Consider the following 20,643-nt stretch of genomic DNA (forward strand, 5'->3'; position numbering starts at 1 on the left):
TTGGGCAAAGCCCCAGCGGGGTCAGGGTTCTCCCCTATAGGCAGGAACAAGCTGCTGAAATTAGGGCAGATATTTTCACGAATTTATGGCGCGCCGTCGTATACCCGTTTTGCGAGGCGGTTTAATCGGCCCTTGTCAGGGTTTCCCCCAATAGACAGGGGAGCCGAAAAAGCAGACCTTTTGAGGGAAAGTAGAGGTGCGCATGAGCTTGGTCGCGGCGTTCACATTGATCGCGCTGTGCGGGATCGTCTTGTCCGGCGTGATGATCGCCAAGCAGATCGGCGATGCGATCAACCGTTTCGCCGTGGGGGGCGCGGTTGCGGTCTTGGCGCTCTATATCGTCGTGGTATTGGCATCGGCCCCGCGCGGCGGCGCCTATGGCGACCCGATCGAACTGGTCTTTGCGGTGGCGGCGCTTGCGGTGCTGGTGGCACAGGTCTGGCGCGTGATGCGCAACCGGCGCAAGCTGCAAAACACCGCCAACACCGATGAGACACGGCGCAGATTGCCCGACTTCCTCGATCATTTGCCGGTGCAGGCGGCCTTTCTCACGCCCAATATGACCTATGCTTTCGTCAATGACGCCTATAGCGCGTCCTTCGGCAGGCCAGCGGATGAGATCGTGGGCAAACACCTGTCGCAGATCGTCCCGCCGGACCTGTTGGAGGAGATTTCGGACAACCTTGAGAAGGCCTTGGCCGGGCGGCAGGTCACATGGCATTTCGATTTCTCGCGCCCCGTGCTGGACCGCACCCAGGGGGCGGCGGTCTATCAGCCGCTGGCCGACCGGGGGCAGGTGGTGGGGGTGCTGGTCATGATCATGGACCGCTCCGCCGTGCAGGACGCAGTGCATGAGGCAGAGGTCAGCGCGGCGCAACATGCGCTTGCGGCAGAGGTGGCGGGGATCGGCTATCTGGAGTGGGATCAGCAGGGCGCGCTGGTCGATGCCTCGCCCGAGGTGGAAGCGCTTTTGGGTCGCGACGCGCAAGACCTGCGCGAGATGTGGCAGCAAGGGCAGAGTTTCGTGGAGCCGCGCAGCCGCGCCACGATCCGGAACAACCTGCATATGGTCCATATGGCAGGCAGCCGTCCGCGCGATGTGGTGGAGAACGTCAAGTTTCTTGCCGCCAGCGGACGCCAGATTGAAGCGCGCGCCTGCATTCGCCGTTTGGACCGGGGCCGTCATGTGCATCTGCTGGCCGCGATCCAAGATGTGACGGATCAGCAGAACGTGCTGACAGAACTGGTGGAAAGCGAAACCCGCTTTCGCGACTTCACCGAAAGCGCGACCGATTGGGTCTGGGAGATGGACGCCGAAGGGCGTTTCACCTTTCTGTCTGGCGGGGGCCGTCAGACCGACAGCGAAACCCCGATCTTCGATCTGGGCAAGACCCTTGCCGAAGCCGATGTGGCGAAAGACCAAGGGGATTACGACCTGCTGAAACAACGCTTCGCCGCGCGAGAAGCCTTTCGCGATCTGCGATTGTTCTTGCCCTTGGGCAAGGAGCGGACACGGCAGATCGACATGTCAGGCAAACCTTTCTTCGATGCCCAAGCGGAACTGGCAGGCTATCGCGGCACCTGTTTCGACATGACCGAAATCGCCACCGCCGAGACCGAGCGCAAAAGCGCATTGGAGGCTCTGGCGCTGGCTTTCGAGAATATCTCGACCATGGTGGCGCTCTTCGACAGCAGCGACCGTCTGGTCTATTGCAACGAGGAATATCGCGCGACCTATGCCGGGATGGAGGGCGATATCATCGGGAAACATTTCGATGAACTGCTCGCCCATTTCACCCAGACCGGCAAATTGGCGACGACCACCGAAGGCAAGTTCCGCTGGAGCGCGCAGCGGCGCGACCGGCGCAACGCCCCGGCCAAGTTCTTTCGCGCGCGGACATCGACGGGCCGTTGGCTAGAAGTGACGGATTACCCCGTGGCCGCGGGCGGGCTTTTGACCATCGCTTCCGACATCAGCGAAAAGGTCGAGCGCGAAGAGCGGCTGCACCGGCATGAAACGGCGCTGCAACTGCTCAACCGGCGCGAAACGCTGGGCCAGATGACCGCCGCCATCGCCCATGAATTGAACCAGCCTTTAGCCGCTATTCACAATTTTGCCGCAGGCTGCGTGCTGCGTGCCAAGAACGACCAGCTTGAGAGAGAGGATATGATCGCCGTGCTCAACAATATGCAAAGCCAATCTGAACGGGCCAGCGCCATCCTGCGCTCCATGTCGAACTATCTGCATAGCGACGATGCCGACCGCAATGCGGTCCGCTTTGACGAGATCCTCCGCTCGGTGCAACTGCTGATCCAGCCCGAAAGCTCGGCCACCGGGGTCACCGTGGCCATCAACGATCAATGTGGCGAAGTCGCCCTGCATTGCGCGCGGATCGAGATCGAGCAGCTGTTGATCAACCTCATCAAGAACGGCATCGACGCCTGTCGCGAGGCGGAGCGTGAGGATGCCGAAGTGTCGGTCACCGCGCGCTGCGAAGCCGGTGAGATCGTGATCGACGTGGCCGACGCGGGACGCGGCTTTGCCCCGGACATGCCCGCACAGACCGCTTTCAGCGCCTTCCGCTCGACCAAGGACAAGGGGCTTGGCGTGGGGCTGGCGATTTGCGAAACGATCGTTCTGTCCCATGGCGGAACGATCGCCGTGACGAAATCCGATGCCGAGGGCGCCTGCCTGACCGTGCGTCTGCCGTTGGAGGCGCAAAAGTAGAATGTCGGAAGAGGGGATCGTTTACGTCGTCGATGATGACGCCGCGGTGCGGGAGTCGCTGGTGTGGTTGCTGGGCTCTGTCGGGCTGCGCGCCATTCCCTTTGCATCGGCGGCAGCGTTCCTCGATAGCTATGAGGACAGCGGTTGCTGCTGCCTTGTGAGCGACGTGCGGATGCCGGGGATGAGCGGTTTGGAGTTGCAAAAGGCGCTGAACGCGCGGGGGATCAAACTGCCGCTGATCCTGATGACGGCCTTCGGCGATGTCTCTACCGCCGTGACGGCGATGAAGGCGGGGGCGGTGGATTTCATCGAAAAACCCTTTAACAACCAAAACATGCTCGACCTGATTAACGCCGCCCTTCAGTCCGATGCGGCCCGGCGCAAGAGCAAGGCGGCAGAGGTCGAAAATGCGCAGCTTCTGGCCCGGCTCACCCCGCAGGAGCATCGGGTGTTCGAGCGTGTGGCGGCAGGGCTGTTGAACCGTGAGATCGGCAGCGAGATGGACATCTCTATCAAGACGGTCGAGGTGCACCGCGCGCGGGTGATGCGCAAGCTTGAGGCGAATTCCGTGGCGGAACTGGTGCGGTTCCATATGCACAATGCGCCATCAGGCGAAGGTGATGGCGGCGAGGGGACATAAAAAGCCCCGGCAGTGCAGGACCACCGGGGCAGGCTGCCCAGCCCCCGGCGAGGGCGAAGGGCTGGGGGCTTCCCGGCGGCATGAGGAGCGCCGGGAAGGCGTGGATCACGCCGGCTTGGGTTCCAGCGCGCCCACGGTCACGTCGAGGGTCTGTTCAGACCCTTTGCGCAGCACGACGACCTCTGCCGCGCTCTCGGGCGTGGTGGTGGCCACCGCACGGGTCAGGTCGCGCAGATCGTTCACCTCTGTGTCGCCGAAGGACAGGATGATGTCGCCCTTCTTGAGGCCCGCTTTGGCGGCGGGGCTGTCCTCGGTGATCGCTTCGATCACGGCGCCGCGCGGCTCGTCATAGCCCAGCACATTGGCGACCTCGGGGGTCATGGGCCGGATTTGCACGCCCAGCCAGCCCCGCTCGACCGACCCGTCATCGGCCAGATCGGCGACGATGGTCTGCACCAGATCCGAGGGCACCGAGAAGCCGATGCCGACCGACCCGCCCCCGGGGCTCAGGATTGCGGTGTTCACACCCACGACCTCGCCCTCGTTGTTAAAGAGCGGCCCGCCCGAGTTGCCGCGGTTGATCGCCGCGTCGGTCTGGATGAAGTCATCGAAGGGGCCTGCCTGAATGTCGCGCGACAGGGCCGAGACGATGCCCGAAGTGACTGTGCCGCCAAGGCCGAAGGGGTTGCCCACGGCCACGACCTCATCCCCCACGCGCAGGGTTTTCGAGGTGCCGAAGTCCACTTTGGGCAGGTCCACATCCGCGGCAACCTTTAGCAGCGCGATGTCGGTCATCGCGTCACTGCCCACTACTTCGGCGTCGAACTTACGGCCATCGGCGAGTTTCACGGTCACTGTCTCGGCACCTGCGACGACGTGGTGGTTGGTCACGATCTGGCCGTCCTCGGAGATGATAAAGCCCGAACCCAGACCCTGACGCGGGGCGGGGGCGGCGCCATCCTGACCGGGCAGCATGTGCTCGAACCGGCGGCGCAGTTCCTCGGGCATGCCGGGGGGCAGCTGTTGCTGGGCCACGGCCTGCTGCTGCTTGCCGGTCACTTCGATGAAGACGACGGCCGGGGAGACGGCCTCGACCAGGTCGGCATAGCCGCCCGGCGGAACCGCAAGCGCGGCCGAGGGGGCCAGCGCCAGCATCGGCGTGGCGGCCATCGCGGCGCTCAGCGCAAGGGCGGCGGCGCGGGGGGCTTTTGAAAGAGTCTTGGTCATTGCATGCTCCTTGCTGTGCATTCGGTCGTTCCGGGAGCCTATCTGGACCTGCGGTTTTACAGTGCCTTGCCGTGCCCTATACAAATTTGTGAGATTGCCGCCTCTGGGCTGCACGGGCGGCGAATTTGGTATAATTCATCGGCAATCCTACATGAGGACACGATGAAACTGCTTGTTGTCGAAGACGATACCACCACCAGCACCTATATCGTGCGTGGCCTGCGCGAGGAGGGGCATGCGGTGGATGTGGTGGCCGATGGCCGCGACGGGTTGGTGCAGGCCACCACCGGGCAATATGACGTGCTGATCCTCGACCGGATGCTGCCTGAGTTGGATGGGCTGACGCTGCTGAAAACCCTACGCGGGGCGGGCAATACCACGCCGGTGCTGCTGCTGACGGCGATGGGCGCGGTGGAGGACCGGATCGACGGGCTCAATGCCGGGGCGGATGACTATCTGGTCAAACCCTTCGCCTTCGGAGAGCTTTCGGCGCGGGTCAACGCACTGGCCCGCCGCCCGCAGGCGCTGGAGCAGGAGACGGTCCTGCGCGCGGGCGACCTGACCATGGACCTCATCAGCCGCCGGGTGACGCGGGCGGGCCAAGAGATCGACCTGTTGCCGCGCGAGTTTGCCTTGCTCGAGCATCTCTTGCGCCGCAAGGGCAGGGTGCAGACCCGCACCATGCTCTTGGAGGCGGTCTGGGACATTTCCTTTGACCCGATGACCAACGTGGTGGAGACCCATATCAGCCGGTTGCGCGCCAAGGTCGACCGGCCCTTTGATAGCGAACTCATCCAGACCGTGCGTGGCGCTGGCTATAGGATCGACGCATGAGGGCGCGGCTGGCGGGGCTCTGGCGGTCGATGCCGCTGCGTCTGGCGCTTTTGCTGGTGCTTTTGTTCACCATCGTCAGCCTGCTCAGCCTCGCGGCCAGCTATGCGGTCACCCAACGGTCGTTCGAGCAAGCGATCCGCGCCGATCTAGCGCAGGACATGGCAGGCTTTCGTGCCGCCCCCGGCGCCGCCGCGCTCGCGCGGCTGGTCGAGGCGGAATCGCGGGAGACCGACCCGAACCGCCTGATCCTCAGCTACATCGGTCCCAACGGGCGCATTTACGGCAACGGGGCCATCGCGCGGGATAACGAGGGCTATCACATCGTCTCGATCGGTGCGGCGCGGGCGGAGTATCGGGGTGTTTACCTGACCCTGACCGACACGCTCTATGGCGGGCTTTTGACCATCGCGCGCAGCCGGGCCGAGATCACGGCCCTGCGCGAGGTTTTCGTCAATATTCTGCTGGTAAGCCTGCTGCCCACGGTCCTGATCGCGCTGTCGGGCGGGCTGATCCTTGCCCGCCGCTCCAAACGCCATGTGGAGGTGATCCGTGCCACGCTAGATCGGCTGACGACAGGGGATCTGGCCGCAAGGGTCGCGCCGGGGCCGCGCTGGTCGGATGACCTGCTGCGCATCGGTGAGGCGGTGAACCAGATGGCCCGGGCGCAGGAAACCTCTGTCGCGGCGCTGCGGCAGGTCTCTCTCGATATCGCGCATGATCTGAAGACCCCGATTCAGCGTGTCTCTGTCCATCTTGACGATCTGGACCGGGCCGAGGCTGCGGGCGCGGACCCCGCCGAACCGCTGGCCCGTGCCCGGGCCGAGTTGGAGGGCATTGCCGCGATCTTTCAATCGCTATTGCAATTGGCGCAGGTGGAGCAGGGCGAGGCCCGCGCCCATTTCGCCTCCGTCGACCTCACCGCGCTTTGCCGCACTATGGTCGAGCTTTACGAGCCTGCAGCAGGGGAGCAGGGCAAACGCCTGCTTTGCGATCTGCCCGAACCCCCTGTTCATGTCACCGGTGACCGCGCGCTTTTGGGGCAATTGCTGGCCAATCTGATCGAAAACGCCCTGCGCCATTCCGGGGATGCCGAGGCGGTAGAGGTCGCGCTGAAGCAGGCGGCGGGGCAGGTCACGCTCACGGTGGCGGACGGCGGTCCCGGCATTCCGGCAGAGGACCGCGACAAAGTGTTGCAGCGCCTCTACCGGCTTGATCGCAGCCGGGGCACGCCGGGTCATGGGCTGGGTCTGGCGCTGGTCGATGGGGTGGCGAAACTCCATGGGGCAAGGCTGGAGCTTGCCGACAACGCGCCGGGGCTGCGCGTCGTGGTGGCGTTCGACAGCTAGAACGCGGGCCAAGCACTGCGGCAATTTAGCCTGTGCCGCTCCCGCCGCCGGGTCCTATATAGGTCAGGAAACAATACGCGGGGGCTTCATATGCTCGACGGTTACACCGCCGAAATCCTAGCGCGGGTGCAGTTTGCATTCACGGTTTCGTTCCACATCATCTTCCCGGCTTTCTCGATCGGGTTGGCGAGCTTTCTGGCCGTGCTCAACGCGCTCTGGCTGTGGAAACGCGAAGAGACCTATCTGAAGCTCTTCAACTACTGGAAGAAAATCTTCGCGGTGGCCTTTGGCATGGGGGTCGTCTCGGGCATCGTCATGTCCTACCAGATCGGCACCAACTGGTCGGTCTTCTCTGACAAGGCGGGGCCTGTGGTCGGGCCGTTGATGGCCTATGAGGTGCTCTCGGCCTTTTTCCTTGAGGCGGGCTTTTTGGGCATCATGCTTTTTGGCCGCAAACGGGTGGGCGACGGGCTGCATATGTTCGCCACAGCGCTGGTCGCGCTTGGCACGCTGGCCTCGGCCACATGGATCCTGTCGGTGAACTCGTGGATGCAGACGCCTGCGGGCTTTGCCATCAATGACGTGGGCCAATTCGTGCCCGAGGATTGGTGGGCGATCGTGTTCAACCCGTCCTTCCCCTACCGTTTGCTGCATATGGTGCTTGCGGCCTATCTGACCACGGCGTTGGTCGTCGGCGGGGTCGGGGGCCTGCACCTGTTGCGCGACCGCGCGGATGCGGCGGCGCGGCGGATGTTCTCCATGGCGATGTGGATGCTCTTGCTGGTCACACCGCTCCAAATCCTTGCAGGCGATATGCACGGGCTGAACACGCTGGAGCATCAGCCCGCCAAGGTCATGGCGATGGAGGGGCATTACGACAGCCACCCAGAGGGCGCGCCGCTGATCCTCTTTGGTATCCCGAACCCCGAGGAAAAGCGCATCGACTACGCGGTAGAAATTCCCAAACTGTCGTCGCTGATCCTCAAGCACGATCTGAACGCGCCGCTCGACGGGCTGGATACGATCCCAGACGCGGATGAGCCGCCGGTGGCCATCGTCTTTTGGTCTTTCCGCATCATGATCGCGCTTGGCTTTGCGATGCTGGGGCTGGGGCTTTGGGCGGCCTTCGCGCGGCTGCGCGGGCGGCTTTACGATGCGCCGATGCTGCACCGGCTGGCGCTGCTGATGGGCCCCACCGGCTTTGTCGCGGTGCTGGCGGGCTGGATCACGACCGAGGTCGGGCGGCAGCCCTTCACCGTCTACGGGCTGTTGCGGACCTCGGAAAGCCTCGCCCCGATTGAGGCGCCGGCGGTCGCGACCTCCCTGATCGCTTTCATTGTGGTGTATTTCTTCGTCTTCGGCGCGGGCACTTGGTATATTCTGGCGATGATGCGCAAGCCGGTTGTCGGTCATGTGCTGGAGGATGAACGCGACGACGTTCAGGGGGACGACGCGCAAGACGGGGCGGCGCAGAACGACCCGGCGCGCGGCGAGGGGCCGATCCTTGCTGTCGGCGAAGAGGCGGCGGTCAGAGACAAGACCGCGCATAACAAGGGCGAGGAGAGCTGAGATGTTTGGACTTGAACTTTCGTTCATCTGGGCCGGGATCATCGCCGCAGCGGTGTTGATCTACGTCATCCTCGATGGCTTCGATCTGGGTGTTGGGCTGCTCTTTCCGATGACCAAGGATGAGGGCGAGCGCAATGTGATGATGAACTCGGTTGCGCCGATCTGGGACGGCAATGAGACGTGGCTAGTCTTGGGCGGCGGCGGGCTCTTCGCCGTTTTTCCGCTGGCCTATGCGGTGGTGATGCCCGCGCTTTACATGCCGATCATCCTGATGCTGCTGGGCCTCATCTTCCGCGGCGTTGCCTTCGAGTACCGCTGGCGCACGAAACGCTGGAAACCGCTGTGGGACATGGCGTTCTTCGGCGGCTCGCTGGTGGCTTCCTTCTGTCAGGGCATCGCCTTGGGCGCGCTGGTGCAGGGGATCGAGATCGAAGGCCGCGCCTATGCGGGCGGCTGGTGGGATTGGCTCACGCCCTTCTCGATCCTGACCGGTGTGGCGGTGACCACGGGCTATGCGCTCTTGGGCGCCACATGGCTCAACATGAAGCTTGAAGGCCGCATCCAAGCGCATATGCGCCGCCTTGCATGGCCGTTGGCGGTGGCGACACTGGTCTTCATGGGGCTGGTCAGCCTTTGGACGCCCTTCACCGATGCGGTCTATTTCGAACGCTGGTTCGCGTGGCCCACCGCGCTCTTCAGCGGCATCGTGCCTCTGCTGGTGGCGCTTGCGGCCTTCGGCATGCTGCGCGGGTTGCAACGCCGCGGCGACAAGCAGCCGTTCTTCTGCGCGCTGGCGCTTTTCGTGCTGGGCTTTATCGGCATCGGGATCAGTTTCTACCCCCATATGGTCCCGCCGAGCCTGACCATTGCAGAGGCTGCCGCCCCGGATGAGAGCCTGATGTTCGCGCTGGTCGGCACCTTGGTGCTGCTGCCACTGATCCTGAGCTACACCGCCTATGCCTATTGGGTGTTCCGCGGCAAAATCGACCCCGAGGAGGGCTATCACTGATGCGCCATTGGCTGAAACGCGCGGGCTGGTTCGTGGCGCTTTGGCTGGCCAGCGTCGCCCTGCTGGCGGTGGTGGCCTATGGCATCCGGCTGGTGATCATGCCCGGCTGACGCAGCGGCGCGGGCCACGGGTCTTGCCAAGCGCGCTGGCTTCTGGCCTCTTCGGGCCAAAGCAGCACGAAAGGACAGCCCGATGCGCGCCATGCAAGTCACCGCCTATGACGAACCGCTCACCCTGCAAGAGCTTGAGATGCCGATGCCGGGGCAGGGCGAGGTGCTGGTTCAGGTCGAGACCTGCGGGCTGAACTTTGGCGATCTGTTGATCATCAAAGGCACCTATCAGGAAAAACCGCCGCTGCCCTTCACGCTGGGGATGGAGATGGCGGGCAGGATCACCGCTCTGGGCGCGGGGGTGGATCACCTGAAGGTCGGCCAGCGCGTGGCGGCCTATACCGGGTTTGACGGTCTGGCCGAATATGCCGCCATTCCGGCAGCCGTCTGCGTGCCGATCCCCGAAGAGATGACAGCGGTCGATGCGGCGGCCTTTCTGATCGCCTATGGCACCAGCCATGTGGCGCTGGATTATAAGGCGCGGTTGCAGCCGGGCGAGCGGCTGCTGGTCTTGGGCGCGTCGGGCGGCATCGGGCTGACGGCGGTGGAACTGGGCAAGCTGATGGGGGCCGAGGTGATCGCCGTGGCGCGCGGCGAAGACAAGCTCGCCGTCTGCAAGAAGGCGGGCGCCGATCACCTGATTAATTCCGAGACCGACGACATCCGCGCCATCGTCAAGGAATTGGGCGGGGCCGATGTGGTCTATGATCCCGTCGGCGGCGATCAGTTCAAAGCCGCCATGCGCGCCTGCAACCCCGAAGCGCGGCTGATCCCCTTGGGCTTTGCCAGCGGCGAGGTGCCGCAGATCCCGGCCAATATCCTGCTGGTCAAGAACCTCACCGTTTTGGGCTTTTACTGGGGCGGCTATGCCAAGATCAAACCTTCGGTGCTGACCGACAGTTTCGCCGAGCTGATCAAATGGTATGTCGCGGGCAAGCTGAAACCCCATGTCAGCAACGTGATGCCGCTGGAACAGGCGAATGAGGCGCTGGCCCTGCTGCGCGACCGCAAGGCGACCGGCAAAGTGGTGGTCGAGGTGGCGGCTTAAGCCCGCCGCCCGCCCTGCAAACGGGTCACGCGCAGCGCCTTTTGGCGCTCGCGTAGATAGACGAACAGACCCGAGGCGAGGATCAGCGCGATCCCGACCCAGACCTCCCAGACCGGGAGGTCGCCAAAGATCACGAAACCCCAGAACACCGCCAGCGGCAGGCCGATATATTCGAACGGGGCGACGGTGGCGGCATCCCCCAGCCGGTAGGCTTGGCTCAGGCAATAGCCGATCAGCGCGATGTTCAACCCAATGCCGAGGAAGGTGAGGTAATCCTCACGGGCAGGCCAAATCCACGCGCGCAGCAGGAACTGGAGCGAGGCACTGCTGCCCTCATCCACGAACCGCCCATCGCCCGCGATCAGGAAAAACCCCAGCGACACGGCGACAAAGGCGGCTTGGATATAGACCATCAGCGCCGAGGCTTTGGAGTTCACCCCAAGCTTGCGGGTCATCAATTGGTTCAACGCATAGGTCAGCGCCGCCAGCACCGGCAGCAGCAGCACCCAGCGGGAGACTTCGAGCGTCGCGGTGCTGGCCCAAGGGCGCATCATGATCACAACGCCGATGAACCCCACGATCACCGCGCCAAGGCGCAGCGGGCCGACCTTTTCACCCAGAAGCGGGATCGACAGCACCGTGATGAAGAGGGGGGCTGCAAAGAACAGCGCCGTTGCCTCGGCCAACGGCAGGACCGAGAGCGCCAAAAAGAACGACATGTTCGAAATCACGATGAGCAGCCCGCGCAGCAGATGCAGCCCCGGCTGCTGCGTTTTAAGCAGGTGAAATCCGCCTTCGAGTTTGACCAGCACCAGCCCCAGCAGAATCCCAATGGCCGAGCGGGTAAAGACGATCTGATGCAGCGGATAGCCGCCCGACAGACGTTTGATCAGCATGTCATTGACCGAAATCGCGGCGACGCCGAGAAGGATCAGCCCGATCGCCAGTCCGGCGCGGTTATGGGAACTACTTGTCATGGCAAAGACCTATCAGCCCGGCGCGTAAGGTCCAGCGCTTTGACATTGGTTTGCGCAGAATTCCCCGCTAGACTGTTGCGATACGCCTAAGGGAGAGCCAGCCATGCAGATGTCCGACACCCGCCAGATCGCCGCCACCCCCGCCGAGGTTTACGCGGCATTGCTCGACCCGGATATGCTGCAAACCTGCGTGCCCGGCGCACAAGACGTCTCAGGCTCGGTCGAAGAGGGTTATGTCGCCACGGTGGTGCAAAAGGTCGGCCCGGTGAAGGCGACGTTCAAGGGCCATGTCACGCTCTCTGATTTGGTGCCGAATGAGGCGCTGACGATCACCGGCGAGGGCAAGGGCGGCGCCGCCGGTTTCGCCAAGGGCGGTGCTGAAGTGCGGCTGGTTGAGAAGGACGGCGGCACCGAGCTGAGCTATGATGTCGAGGCCAAGGTCGGTGGCAAGCTGGCGCAGCTTGGCAGCCGGATCATCGACGGTTTCGCCAAGAAAATGGCGGATCAGTTTTTCGACAACCTGCAATCCTCGCTCGAAGGTCCGGCAGAGGAGGGCACAGAGGCGTCGGCCACCGAAGAAGACGCGCCTGCCAAAAAGGGCTGGTTCGGTCGCGCCAAGACCTGAAGGCATCTGTTCAGCCGGTGCAAAGCCGGTTAGGTTGCGCGCCTTACCAAAGCGGAGACGACCATGCCGACAATCGTGGATATTCAGAACCTGCGTAAATCCTACGCGGGCGGTTTCGAGGCGCTCAAAGGGGTCAACTTGCAGATCGAGAAGGGCGAGATTCTCGCGCTTCTGGGTTCGAACGGGGCGGGGAAGACGACGCTCATTTCGACCATCTGCGGCATCACCACCGCGACCAGCGGCAAGGTGACCGTCGGCGGCCATGACATTCGGGATGATTTCCGCGCGGCCCGTTCCATGATCGGGCTGGTCCCGCAGGAGATCAATCTCGAACCCTTTGAGAAGGTCATCAACACCGTGCGCTTCTCGCGCGGGCTGTTTGGCCGTCCGGCGGATGAGGCGGTGCTGGAGAAAATCCTGCGGCAACTCTCGCTCTGGGATAAGAAAGACAGCCAAATCCGCGAGCTTTCGGGCGGGATGAAACGCCGCGTGCTGATCGCCAAGGCGCTGGCGCATGACCCGAAGGTGCTGTTTCTGGATGAGCCGACCGCAGGCGTCGATGTGGAACTGCGCAAGGACATGTGGGAGATCGTGGCGGGGCTGAAAGCCTCGGGCGTGACGATCATCCTGACCACCCATTATATCGAAGAGGCCGAGGCCATCGCCGACCGGATTGGCGTCATCGCCAAGGGCGAATTGCTGCTGGTCGAAGAGAAACACGCGCTGATGGCGCGCATGGGCAAGAAGCAACTCGAAGTCCAACTGACCGAGCCGATCACCGAAGTGCCGCCGGCGCTGCAATCGCCAGATGTGGAATTGTCCGCCGATGGGCAATCGCTGATCTACACCTATGACACCAATGCCGAGCGGACCGGCATCACCAAACTGCTCTCCAAGGTCGCGGAAAGCGGTCTGGTGCTGCAAGACGTGGCGACACGGCAAAGCAGTTTGGAAGATATCTTTGTCGATCTGCTCAAGGAGGATGCGGCATGAACTGGACCGCGATCAAAGCCATCTACGCTTTTGAAATGGCGCGTTTCTTTCGCACCATCACGCAAAGCATCATCTCGCCGGTGCTGTCGACCTCGCTTTACTTCGTGGTCTTCGGCGCCGCCATCGGCAGCCGCATCGATGAGGTCGAGGGCGTGAGCTACGGCGCCTTCATCGTGCCGGGGCTGATCATGCTCAGCGTCATCACGCAGTCGATCTCCAACGCCTCTTTCGGGATTTATTTCCCGAAGTTCATCGGCACGGTTTACGAGTTGCTTTCGGCGCCGATCAACTTCTTCGAGATCGTCATCGGCTATGTCGGCGCGGCGGCGACCAAGGCGCTCTTTATCGGCACGATCATCCTGATCACGGCCTTCTTCTTTGTCGACATCACGATCCAGCATCCCATCGCCATGGTGGCCTTCCTGATCCTGACCTGTATCAGCTTCGCGCTTATGGGCTTTATCATCGGCATCTGGGCGGGCAATTTCGAGCAGTTGCAACTGGTCCCGCTCTTGATCGTCACGCCGTTGGTCTTCCTTGGCGGGTCTTTCTACTCAATCTCGATGCTGCCGCCCGTCTGGCAGGTGATCTCGCACTTCAACCCGGTGGTCTATCTGATCTCGGGCTTCCGCTGGGCGTTTTTCGGCGCGGCGGATGTGCCGATCATCACCAGCCTTGCCGCCATCGCGCTGTTTACGGCGCTTTGCCTCGGCGTGATCTGGTGGATTTTCCGCACCGGCTGGCGTCTTCGGGCCTGAGCCTACGAAACTTGGGCGTCCGCCTTGTTTGCGCGGGGTGGGCGTTCTACATGAAGGGCATGAGAATTCGGCTGCCCTTCCTGAAATCCCCGCCCAGCGTTTCCGTAATCCGGCTTTCCGGCATGATCGGCGCGCAGGGCCGCGCGGTGTTGAACGATGCCACCATGGGTCCGGTCATCGAAAAGGCTTTTGCCAAGGGCAAGCCTGCCGCTGTCGCCTTAGAGATCAACTCCCCCGGTGGCAGCCCGGTGCAGTCGTCGTTGATCGGCGCGCGCATCCGGCGCCTGTCCGAAGAAAAGAACATTCCCGTCATCGCCTTCGTCGAAGATGTAGCCGCTTCGGGCGGCTATTGGCTGACGGCGGCGGCAGATGAGATCTACGCGGACCCAAGCTCGGTCGTCGGCTCCATCGGGGTGATCTCGGCCTCCTTCGGGGTGCATGAGTTCATCCGCGAGCATGGGGTCGAGCGGCGCGTTTATACGGCGGGGCAGAGCAAATCCATGCTCGATCCGTTCCGTCCCGAAAACCCTGAGGATGTTGCGCGGCTTAAAACCATGCTCGAAGATATCCACGAGAATTTCATCGACCATGTAAAGACCCGCCGCGCGGGCAAGCTGCCCGAGGGGCAAGACCTGTTTACCGGGGAAATCTGGCTGGCGAAACGCGCTGCCGAACTGGGGCTGATCGACGGGATCGGCCATCTGAAACCACTGCTGAAAAAGCGCTTTGGCGATAAGGTCAGGCTGCGCCGCTATGGCGTGAAACGCGGGCTGTTGTCGCGTTTTGGCGTTCAGATGATGCAGGACGCGGTGCAGGGCATAGAGGAACGCGCGGCCTTCGCGCGGTTTGGACTCTAGCCCATGGTTTTCAAGATCGTCCTGCTGTTTCTGGTGGCCATGGGCCTCATGGCTTGGTTTGGAAAAATGCATTGGCTGGGGGGCAGGCGCCTGACCCGGTCCAAATGCCGTGACTGCGGACGTTACCGCATTGGCAAAGGCGATTGTGCCTGTAAGGGAGGGCGTTGATGCTGATGCCATGGCTACTTTCGGGGCTTGGCCTCGTGATCCTGCTGTTTGCGGGGGATGCGCTGGTGAAAGGGGCGGTGAACCTGTCGCTGCGCCTTGGCGTGCCTGCGTTGATCGTCAGCCTGACCATCGTGGCCTTTGGCACTTCGGCGCCGGAGTTGCTGATCTCGGTCAAGGCGATTTTGGACGGGGTGCCGGGGCTGGCGCTTGGTAATGTCGTGGGGTCGAATACGGCCAATATCTTGATGGTGCTGGGCATTCCGGCGCTTTTGGCGACGATGCACACCTCGGAATGCAGCACCCGCAAGACCTATAACCAGATGATAGCGGCTTCGCTCTTGTTCATCGCGCTGGCCTTCCGCGGCGTCTTTGACTGGATCGCCGGGCTGATCCTGCTCGCCGGTCTGGCCTATATGCTTTTCGACGCTTTCCGCGATGCCAAGGACCACCGCCACGCCTGCCGCAGCGGCGCGGCAGAGGATGAGGAAGAGCCCGAAGGCGCGGACCCCGATATGGCGGGCTGGCAGATCGCGATGTTCCTGATCCTCGGGCTGATCGGCCTGCCCTTGGGGGCGAGCCTTTTGGTGGATAACGCTACGATCATCGCCCAGACCTATGGGGTCAGTGACACGGTGATCGGCCTGACGCTGGTGGCCGTGGGCACGTCGCTGCCTGAGCTTGCGACCACGGTGATGGCGGCGCTGCGCCGTCAGGCGGATGTAGCGCTTGGCAATGTGATCGGCTCCAACATGTTCAACCTGCTGGCGATCATCGGCATTGCGAGCCTTGTCGGTCCGATCTCGGTCGACGAAGCTTTCTTGCGGATCGACCTTTGGGTGATGTTGGGCGCGTCGCTTTTGCTGATCCCCTTCGTCTATCTGGGCCGCGATATCACCCGGCTTTGGGGCGTGGCGCTGAGCGCGCTTTATGGGCTTTATTTGTTTATCATCCTGATCTGAGGAGGGCGGCAGATGCGGCGGGCATTGGTGACCGGAGCCGGGCAACGTCTGGGCCGCGCCATGGCGCTCTACCTCGGGCAGCGCGGCTTTGATGTGGCGGTGCATTTTGCCACCTCGCAAAGCGGGGCTGAGGCGACCGTCGCCCAGATTGCGGCCTTGGGCCGCCGCGCTGTGGCCCTGCAAGCTGACCTTCTCGACGATGCCGAAGCCGAAGCGCTTTTGCCCCGCGCGGCGGATGCGCTCGGCGGGCCGATCACCTGCCTTGTGAACAACGCTTCGATTTTTGAGCAGGACGATATCACCAGCGCGACGCGCGAAAGCTGGGATCGCCATATGGGCAGCAACCTGCGCGCGCCCTTCGTTTTGACGCAGGCGATGGCAGGGCAGGGGCTGACCCCCGATGCCGACGCCGGCGGAGAGCCGCGTGCCAGCGGTTTGATCGTCAATATGCTGGACCAGCGGGTGCGCAACCTGACGCCGGAATTCACCACCTATACGATCGCCAAAATGGGCCTTTGGGCGATGACGCGCACCAGTGCGCAGGCGCTGGCCCCCGCGATCCGCGTGAATGGCATCGGGCCCGGCCCGACCCTGCAAGGCCCGCATCAAGACCCCGATGACTTTGCCGCGCAGCGCCGCGGCACGGTTCTTGGCCGCGGCGCGAACCCCGAGGATATCACGGCGGCACTGGGGTATTTCATCGATTCGCCGGGGGTCACGGGGCAGCTTATCTGCACCGATGGCGGAGAGCATTTGCAATGGGAAACAAGCCCTAAAAGCCCCCGAAACTGACGCGCATGCGGGAAGTTTTGCACGTCCTTAACCTATGTAACCAAAGTGTTACCGAAACCCTTTTGTTTTCAGAGGCTTGTTTCATGGTAAACAAAAGAATGAACGAAATCAGGATATTATGGGCGCGCCTAAAAAATAGGCAAATCAGCGAACCATGTTAAAAACAAAGAGAAATCCAAGATGCCCAGAAGTTATCGGCAGAGTTATCCACATGTTTGGTGGACATGTTAAAGCTTGCCCCCATTGCCGTCCTATTGCAGCGAAGCACGAGAATCAGCGCCTGAGATGACCACGCCCAACGACAGCCCTCCGCCGCAAGGCCGCAAGGTGATTCAGGCCTATCTGAAGTCGCTCGATTCCTCGCCTGGCGTCTACCGGATGCTCGATGCGGAGAGCCGCGTGCTTTACGTCGGCAAGGCGCGGAACCTGCGGGCGCGGGTGTCATCCTACGCGCGGCCAACGGGGCATTCGGCGCGGATCTCGCGGATGATCGCGAACACCGCCTCGATGATGTTTCTGACCACCAAGACAGAGACCGAGGCGCTGCTGCTTGAACAGAACCTGATCAAGCAGCTTAAGCCCAAGTTCAACGTGCTCCTGCGCGACGACAAGAGCTTTCCCAATATCCTTGTCACCGCCGATCACGACTACCCGCAGATCAAGAAACACCGCGGCGCGAAAAAGGAGAAGGGCAGCTACTACGGCCCCTTTGCCAGCGCGGGCGCGGTGAACCGGACGCTGAACCAATTGCAACGGGTGTTCCTGTTGCGGGACTGTTCCAACGCGATGTTCGACAGCCGCACGCGGCCCTGTTTGCAGCATCAGATCAAACGCTGCTCCGCCCCCTGTGTCGGCAAAATCTCGGCCGAGGATTATCGCGAGACCGTGCGCGATGCGGAGCGGTTTCTCAGCGGCAAATCGACGGATATTCAGGGCCGTTTGGCGCGGGACATGGAAGAGGCGTCAGAGGCGATGGAGTTCGAACGCGCCGCCGCCCTGCGCGACCGGATCAAGGCGCTGACGCAGGTTCAGACCGCCCAAGGCATCAACCCGCAGGGGGTGAACGAGGCCGACATTATCGCGCTGCACATGGAAAGCGGTCAGGCCTGCGTGCAGGTCTTCTTTATCCGCGCCAACCAGAACTGGGGCAACCATGACTACTACCCTCGGATCGGCAGCGAGATCGACGCCGCCGAGGTGCTGGAGGCCTTCATCGGCCAGTTCTACGACACCCGAGAGCCGCCCCGGCAGTTGATCCTCAGCAATGAGATCGAGAACCCAGATCTGATGGCCGAGGCGCTGAGCGGCAAGCTGGGCCGTAAGGTCGAACTGTTGGTGCCGAAACGGGGTGAGAAGGCCGAACTGGTCGACGGTGCCCTGCGCAATGCCCGCGAAAGCCTCGCCCGCAAGATGGCTGAGACGGCCACGCAGACCAAGCTGTTGCAGGGGCTGGCCGATGCCTTCGACCTGCCCAAGCCGCCGCAGCGGATCGAGGTTTACGACAACTCGCATATCCAAGGCACCAATGCCGTCGGCGCGATGATCGTGGCGGGGCCGGAAGGCATGATGAAAAACCAGTACCGCAAGTTCAACATCCGCGGCGATGACCTGACCCCGGGCGATGACTTCGGCATGATGAAAGAGGTGCTGCACCGCCGCTTCAAACGGCTCATCAAAGAGGACCCGGACCGCAGCCGCGGCCTTTGGCCCGATCTGCTGCTGATCGACGGCGGCGCGGGGCAGGTGAGCGCCGTGGCCTCCATCATGGCGCAGCATGGGGTTGAGGATATTCCCATGGTCGGCGTGGCCAAGGGCATTGACCGCGACGCGGGCAAGGAAGAGTTCCACCGCGTCGGCAAGCGCCCCATGGCGCTGCGCCACAACGATCCGGTGCTTTATTTCGTGCAGCGCCTGCGGGATGAGGCGCACCGTTTCGCCATCGGCACCCACCGTGCCAAACGGGCCAAGGGGGTCAGCGCCACACCCCTCGACGATGTGCCGGGCGTCGGCGCTGCGCGCAAGCGTGCGCTGCTGGCGCATTTCGGTTCGGCCAAGGCGGTAAGCCGCGCGAACCTCAGCGATCTCAAGGCGGTTGAGGGCGTATCGGATGCGCTGGCCGAGACGATCTACGGCTATTTCCATGAAAAAGGATAGGGCGGGCGGCCCCGTGCTGCCGACAGCTCGTGGACGGGGCGGTTTCGTCCTTTCAGCCACGAACGGCGCAAGATAGGATAACGTCATGAAATGGAATTTGCCCAATATCCTGACCCTGCTCAGGCTGGTCGCGGCCCCCGGTGTGGCGGTCATGTTTCTCTATTTTACGCGCCCCTATGCCGATTGGTTCGCCCTGCTGCTCTTTGTCGGGGCGGCGGTGACGGATTGGTTCGATGGCTACCTTGCCCGCGCTTGGGCGCAGGAAACCAAACTCGGCGCCATGCTCGACCCGATTGCCGACAAGGCGATGGTCGTGATCGCGCTGATGGTGATCGTCGCCTTCTCAAGCTGGTCGCCATGGCTGGTGCTGCCCGCCACGCTGATCTTGTTTCGTGAGGTCTTTGTCTCGGGCCTGCGGGAGTATTTGGGCGATGTCGCCGGCACGTTGAAGGTGACTCAACTGGCCAAGTGGAAGACGACATTGCAGATGATCGCCATCGCCGTGCTGTTTTCGCAAGGCGTGTTCGAGCATTACCTCGGGATGAGCGTTTTCGGCATGGACCAGCAGATGATCGAAGCGATCCTTGATGGCGAGGTCGAAGATCATCTCGGGCTGGGCTGGAAACTCGCCGGGATGGAATGGGCCGGGCTGCTGGGGCTGGCGCTCTTGTGGGTCGCCGCCGTGCTGACCGCCATCACCGGCTTTGACTATCTGCGCAAGGCGCTGCCGCACCTGAAGGAGCCACGCTAATGGATGTTTTGTATTTCGCATGGGTCCGCGAACGCATCGGCCTGCCCCGCGAACGGGTCGAGAGCCAAGCTGCCACGGTGGCCGAATTGGTCGAAGAATTGCGGGGCCGGGAGGAGCGCTACGAAGTTGCCTTTTCCGACCTTTCCGCGCTGCGGGTCGCCGTTGATCAGGAACTGACCGATTTCGACGCCCCGCTGCAAGGCGCGCGCGAGGTGGCCTTCTTCCCTCCGATGACCGGGGGCTGAGCGATGCGCGTTTTGGTGCAGGAAGCGCCCTTTGATCTGGGTGAGGAAGCCGCGCGCTTTGCCAAGGGCGAGGGGAGCAGCGGCGCGATCGTGACCTTTACAGGCGTGGTGCGCGACAATGACGCGGGCACGCTCAGCGCGATGGAAGTCGAACATTACCCCGGTATGACCGAAAAGGCCCTGCGTGAGATTGCCGAGCAGGCGATGGGACGGTTCGATCTGCAGGATGCGCTGGTCATCCACCGCTACGGGCGTCTGGTGCCGGGGGAGCAGATCATGATGGTCGCCACCGCCGCGCGGCACCGCCGCCATGCCTTTGAGGCGGCGGAGTTCCTGATGGATTACCTCAAATCCCGCGCGCCCTTTTGGAAGCGCGAAATCACGGCAGAGGGGGACACTTGGGTCGCCGCGAAAGACGAAGACGAGGCGGCGTTGCAGCGTTGGTGAGCCTTCGGCTCAGGCGAAACGCCCGCCTTTTTCGATGACTTCGATCTGGTAGCCATCGGGGTCTGCCACGAAAAAGAACTTCGCCACTGTCTCTCCGGCGGGGCGGAAATCAACGATCTCGCGCGGGGTGGCACCGGCCTTGATCGCGGTCTCGCGCGCCGCTTCAAGGTCGTCGACCACAAAGGCCAGATGGCCATAGCCGTCGCCCAGATCGTAAGGGGTCTCGCGGTCCTTGTTGACGGTCAATTCCAGTTCGAAGGCGCCCGTGGCGTCGCGCAGGTAGATCAGGGTGAAACTGTCGAAATCCAGCCGGTCCGCGATTTTCAGCCCGAACACGTCTTCGTAGAATTTCACCGATGCCGCCTCATCAAAGACGCGGATCATGGAGTGGGCGAGTTTGGCCATG

The 20,643-nt window shown here is 62.7% G+C and carries 21 protein-coding genes; 18 read left to right on the top strand and 3 right to left on the bottom strand.

Annotated elements, in window-relative coordinates; translation table 11 throughout:
* Nucleotides 1-202 precede the first annotated feature (202 nt).
* Both HKX24_RS03985 and HKX24_RS03990 read left to right on the top strand, forming a co-directional pair.
* Nucleotides 203-2,728, top strand: coding sequence for a PAS domain-containing protein (locus tag HKX24_RS03985; protein WP_271693011.1), 2,526 nt, complete (start codon nt 203-205; stop codon nt 2,726-2,728).
* A 1-nt stretch (nt 2,729) separates the two neighbouring features.
* A complete protein-coding gene (locus HKX24_RS03990; RefSeq protein WP_271693012.1) occupies nt 2,730-3,368 on the top strand; it encodes a response regulator in 639 nt (212 codons plus the stop codon).
* Nucleotides 3,369-3,473: 105 nt separating this feature from the next.
* On the opposite strand, the gene HKX24_RS03995 is transcribed toward HKX24_RS03990, so the two are convergent.
* Nucleotides 3,474-4,595 carry a Do family serine endopeptidase gene (locus HKX24_RS03995; protein ID WP_271693013.1) on the bottom strand — a complete coding sequence of 374 codons (1,122 nt, stop codon included), beginning with the start codon at nt 4,593-4,595 and terminating at the stop codon, nt 3,474-3,476.
* 162 nt (nt 4,596-4,757) lie between these two features.
* On the opposite strand from HKX24_RS03995, the gene HKX24_RS04000 reads away from it, so the two are divergent.
* From HKX24_RS04000 to HKX24_RS04025, 6 genes are all read left to right on the top strand, one after another.
* Nucleotides 4,758-5,429, top strand: a complete 672-nt coding sequence (locus HKX24_RS04000; RefSeq protein ID WP_271693014.1) for a response regulator transcription factor — start codon at nt 4,758-4,760, stop codon at nt 5,427-5,429.
* Nucleotides 5,426-6,775, top strand: coding sequence for a HAMP domain-containing sensor histidine kinase (locus HKX24_RS04005; protein ID WP_271693015.1), 1,350 nt, complete (start codon nt 5,426-5,428; stop codon nt 6,773-6,775). Before HKX24_RS04000 ends, HKX24_RS04005 begins: the two co-directional genes overlap by 4 nt.
* Nucleotides 6,776-6,865: 90 nt before the next feature.
* Nucleotides 6,866-8,344, top strand: a complete 1,479-nt coding sequence (locus HKX24_RS04010) for a cytochrome ubiquinol oxidase subunit I (protein ID WP_271688235.1) — start codon at nt 6,866-6,868, stop codon at nt 8,342-8,344.
* Between the two features lies 1 nt (nt 8,345).
* Entirely contained in the window at nt 8,346-9,353 is a 1,008-nt protein-coding gene (gene cydB / locus HKX24_RS04015) for a cytochrome d ubiquinol oxidase subunit II (RefSeq protein ID WP_209218325.1), read from the top strand.
* Entirely contained in the window at nt 9,353-9,463 is a 111-nt protein-coding gene (locus HKX24_RS04020) for a DUF2474 family protein (protein ID WP_136720396.1), read from the top strand. The genes cydB and HKX24_RS04020 overlap by 1 nt, the downstream gene beginning before the upstream one ends.
* A gap of 82 nt (nt 9,464-9,545) precedes the next feature.
* Nucleotides 9,546-10,511, top strand: coding sequence for an NADPH:quinone oxidoreductase family protein (locus HKX24_RS04025; protein ID WP_271693016.1), 966 nt, complete (start codon nt 9,546-9,548; stop codon nt 10,509-10,511).
* On the opposite strand, the gene HKX24_RS04030 is transcribed toward HKX24_RS04025, so the two are convergent.
* Nucleotides 10,508-11,488 carry a DMT family transporter gene (locus HKX24_RS04030; protein ID WP_271693017.1) on the bottom strand — a complete coding sequence of 327 codons (981 nt, stop codon included), beginning with the start codon at nt 11,486-11,488 and terminating at the stop codon, nt 10,508-10,510. The genes HKX24_RS04025 and HKX24_RS04030 overlap by 4 nt on opposite strands.
* A gap of 103 nt (nt 11,489-11,591) precedes the next feature.
* Between HKX24_RS04030 and HKX24_RS04035 the strand changes: the two genes are divergently transcribed.
* The 10 genes from HKX24_RS04035 (at nt 11,592) to HKX24_RS04080 (ending at nt 20,237) form a co-directional block, all read left to right on the top strand.
* A complete protein-coding gene (locus HKX24_RS04035) occupies nt 11,592-12,113 on the top strand; it encodes a carbon monoxide dehydrogenase subunit G (protein WP_271693018.1) in 522 nt (173 codons plus the stop codon).
* A gap of 63 nt (nt 12,114-12,176) precedes the next feature.
* On the top strand, nt 12,177-13,106 hold the full coding sequence (locus tag HKX24_RS04040) for an ABC transporter ATP-binding protein (protein WP_271693019.1): 930 nt from the start codon (nt 12,177-12,179) through the stop codon (nt 13,104-13,106).
* A complete protein-coding gene (locus HKX24_RS04045; protein ID WP_067265544.1) occupies nt 13,103-13,864 on the top strand; it encodes an ABC transporter permease in 762 nt (253 codons plus the stop codon). Before HKX24_RS04040 ends, HKX24_RS04045 begins: the two co-directional genes overlap by 4 nt.
* A 59-nt stretch (nt 13,865-13,923) precedes the next feature.
* Nucleotides 13,924-14,721: a S49 family peptidase gene (locus HKX24_RS04050; protein WP_271693785.1), complete on the top strand. Its 798-nt coding sequence runs from the start codon at nt 13,924-13,926 to the stop codon at nt 14,719-14,721.
* A gap of 167 nt (nt 14,722-14,888) precedes the next feature.
* Nucleotides 14,889-15,848 (top strand): calcium/sodium antiporter, encoded by a 960-nt coding sequence (locus tag HKX24_RS04055; protein ID WP_271693020.1) that lies wholly within the window; start codon nt 14,889-14,891, stop codon nt 15,846-15,848.
* A 12-nt stretch (nt 15,849-15,860) separates the two neighbouring features.
* Nucleotides 15,861-16,640 (top strand): SDR family oxidoreductase, encoded by a 780-nt coding sequence (locus tag HKX24_RS04060; RefSeq protein ID WP_271693021.1) that lies wholly within the window; start codon nt 15,861-15,863, stop codon nt 16,638-16,640.
* 285 nt (nt 16,641-16,925) lie between these two features.
* On the top strand, nt 16,926-18,794 hold the full coding sequence (gene uvrC, locus HKX24_RS04065; RefSeq protein ID WP_271693022.1) for an excinuclease ABC subunit UvrC: 1,869 nt from the start codon (nt 16,926-16,928) through the stop codon (nt 18,792-18,794).
* 85 nt (nt 18,795-18,879) lie between these two features.
* Entirely contained in the window at nt 18,880-19,545 is a 666-nt protein-coding gene (gene pgsA / locus HKX24_RS04070) for a CDP-diacylglycerol--glycerol-3-phosphate 3-phosphatidyltransferase (RefSeq protein WP_067265553.1), read from the top strand.
* A complete protein-coding gene (moaD, locus tag HKX24_RS04075; RefSeq protein WP_209218317.1) occupies nt 19,545-19,790 on the top strand; it encodes a molybdopterin converting factor subunit 1 in 246 nt (81 codons plus the stop codon). Before pgsA ends, moaD begins: the two co-directional genes overlap by 1 nt.
* A gap of 3 nt (nt 19,791-19,793) precedes the next feature.
* On the top strand, nt 19,794-20,237 hold the full coding sequence (locus HKX24_RS04080) for a molybdenum cofactor biosynthesis protein MoaE (protein WP_271693023.1): 444 nt from the start codon (nt 19,794-19,796) through the stop codon (nt 20,235-20,237).
* A 9-nt stretch (nt 20,238-20,246) separates the two neighbouring features.
* On the opposite strand, the gene HKX24_RS04085 is transcribed toward HKX24_RS04080, so the two are convergent.
* A complete protein-coding gene (locus tag HKX24_RS04085) occupies nt 20,247-20,642 on the bottom strand; it encodes a VOC family protein (RefSeq protein WP_271693024.1) in 396 nt (131 codons plus the stop codon).
* Between the last annotated feature and the right edge of the window lies 1 nt (nt 20,643).

The organism is Sulfitobacter sp. M85 (assembly GCF_029285915.1).
GTDB classification, from domain to species: Bacteria; Pseudomonadota; Alphaproteobacteria; order Rhodobacterales; family Rhodobacteraceae; genus Sulfitobacter; species Sulfitobacter faviae.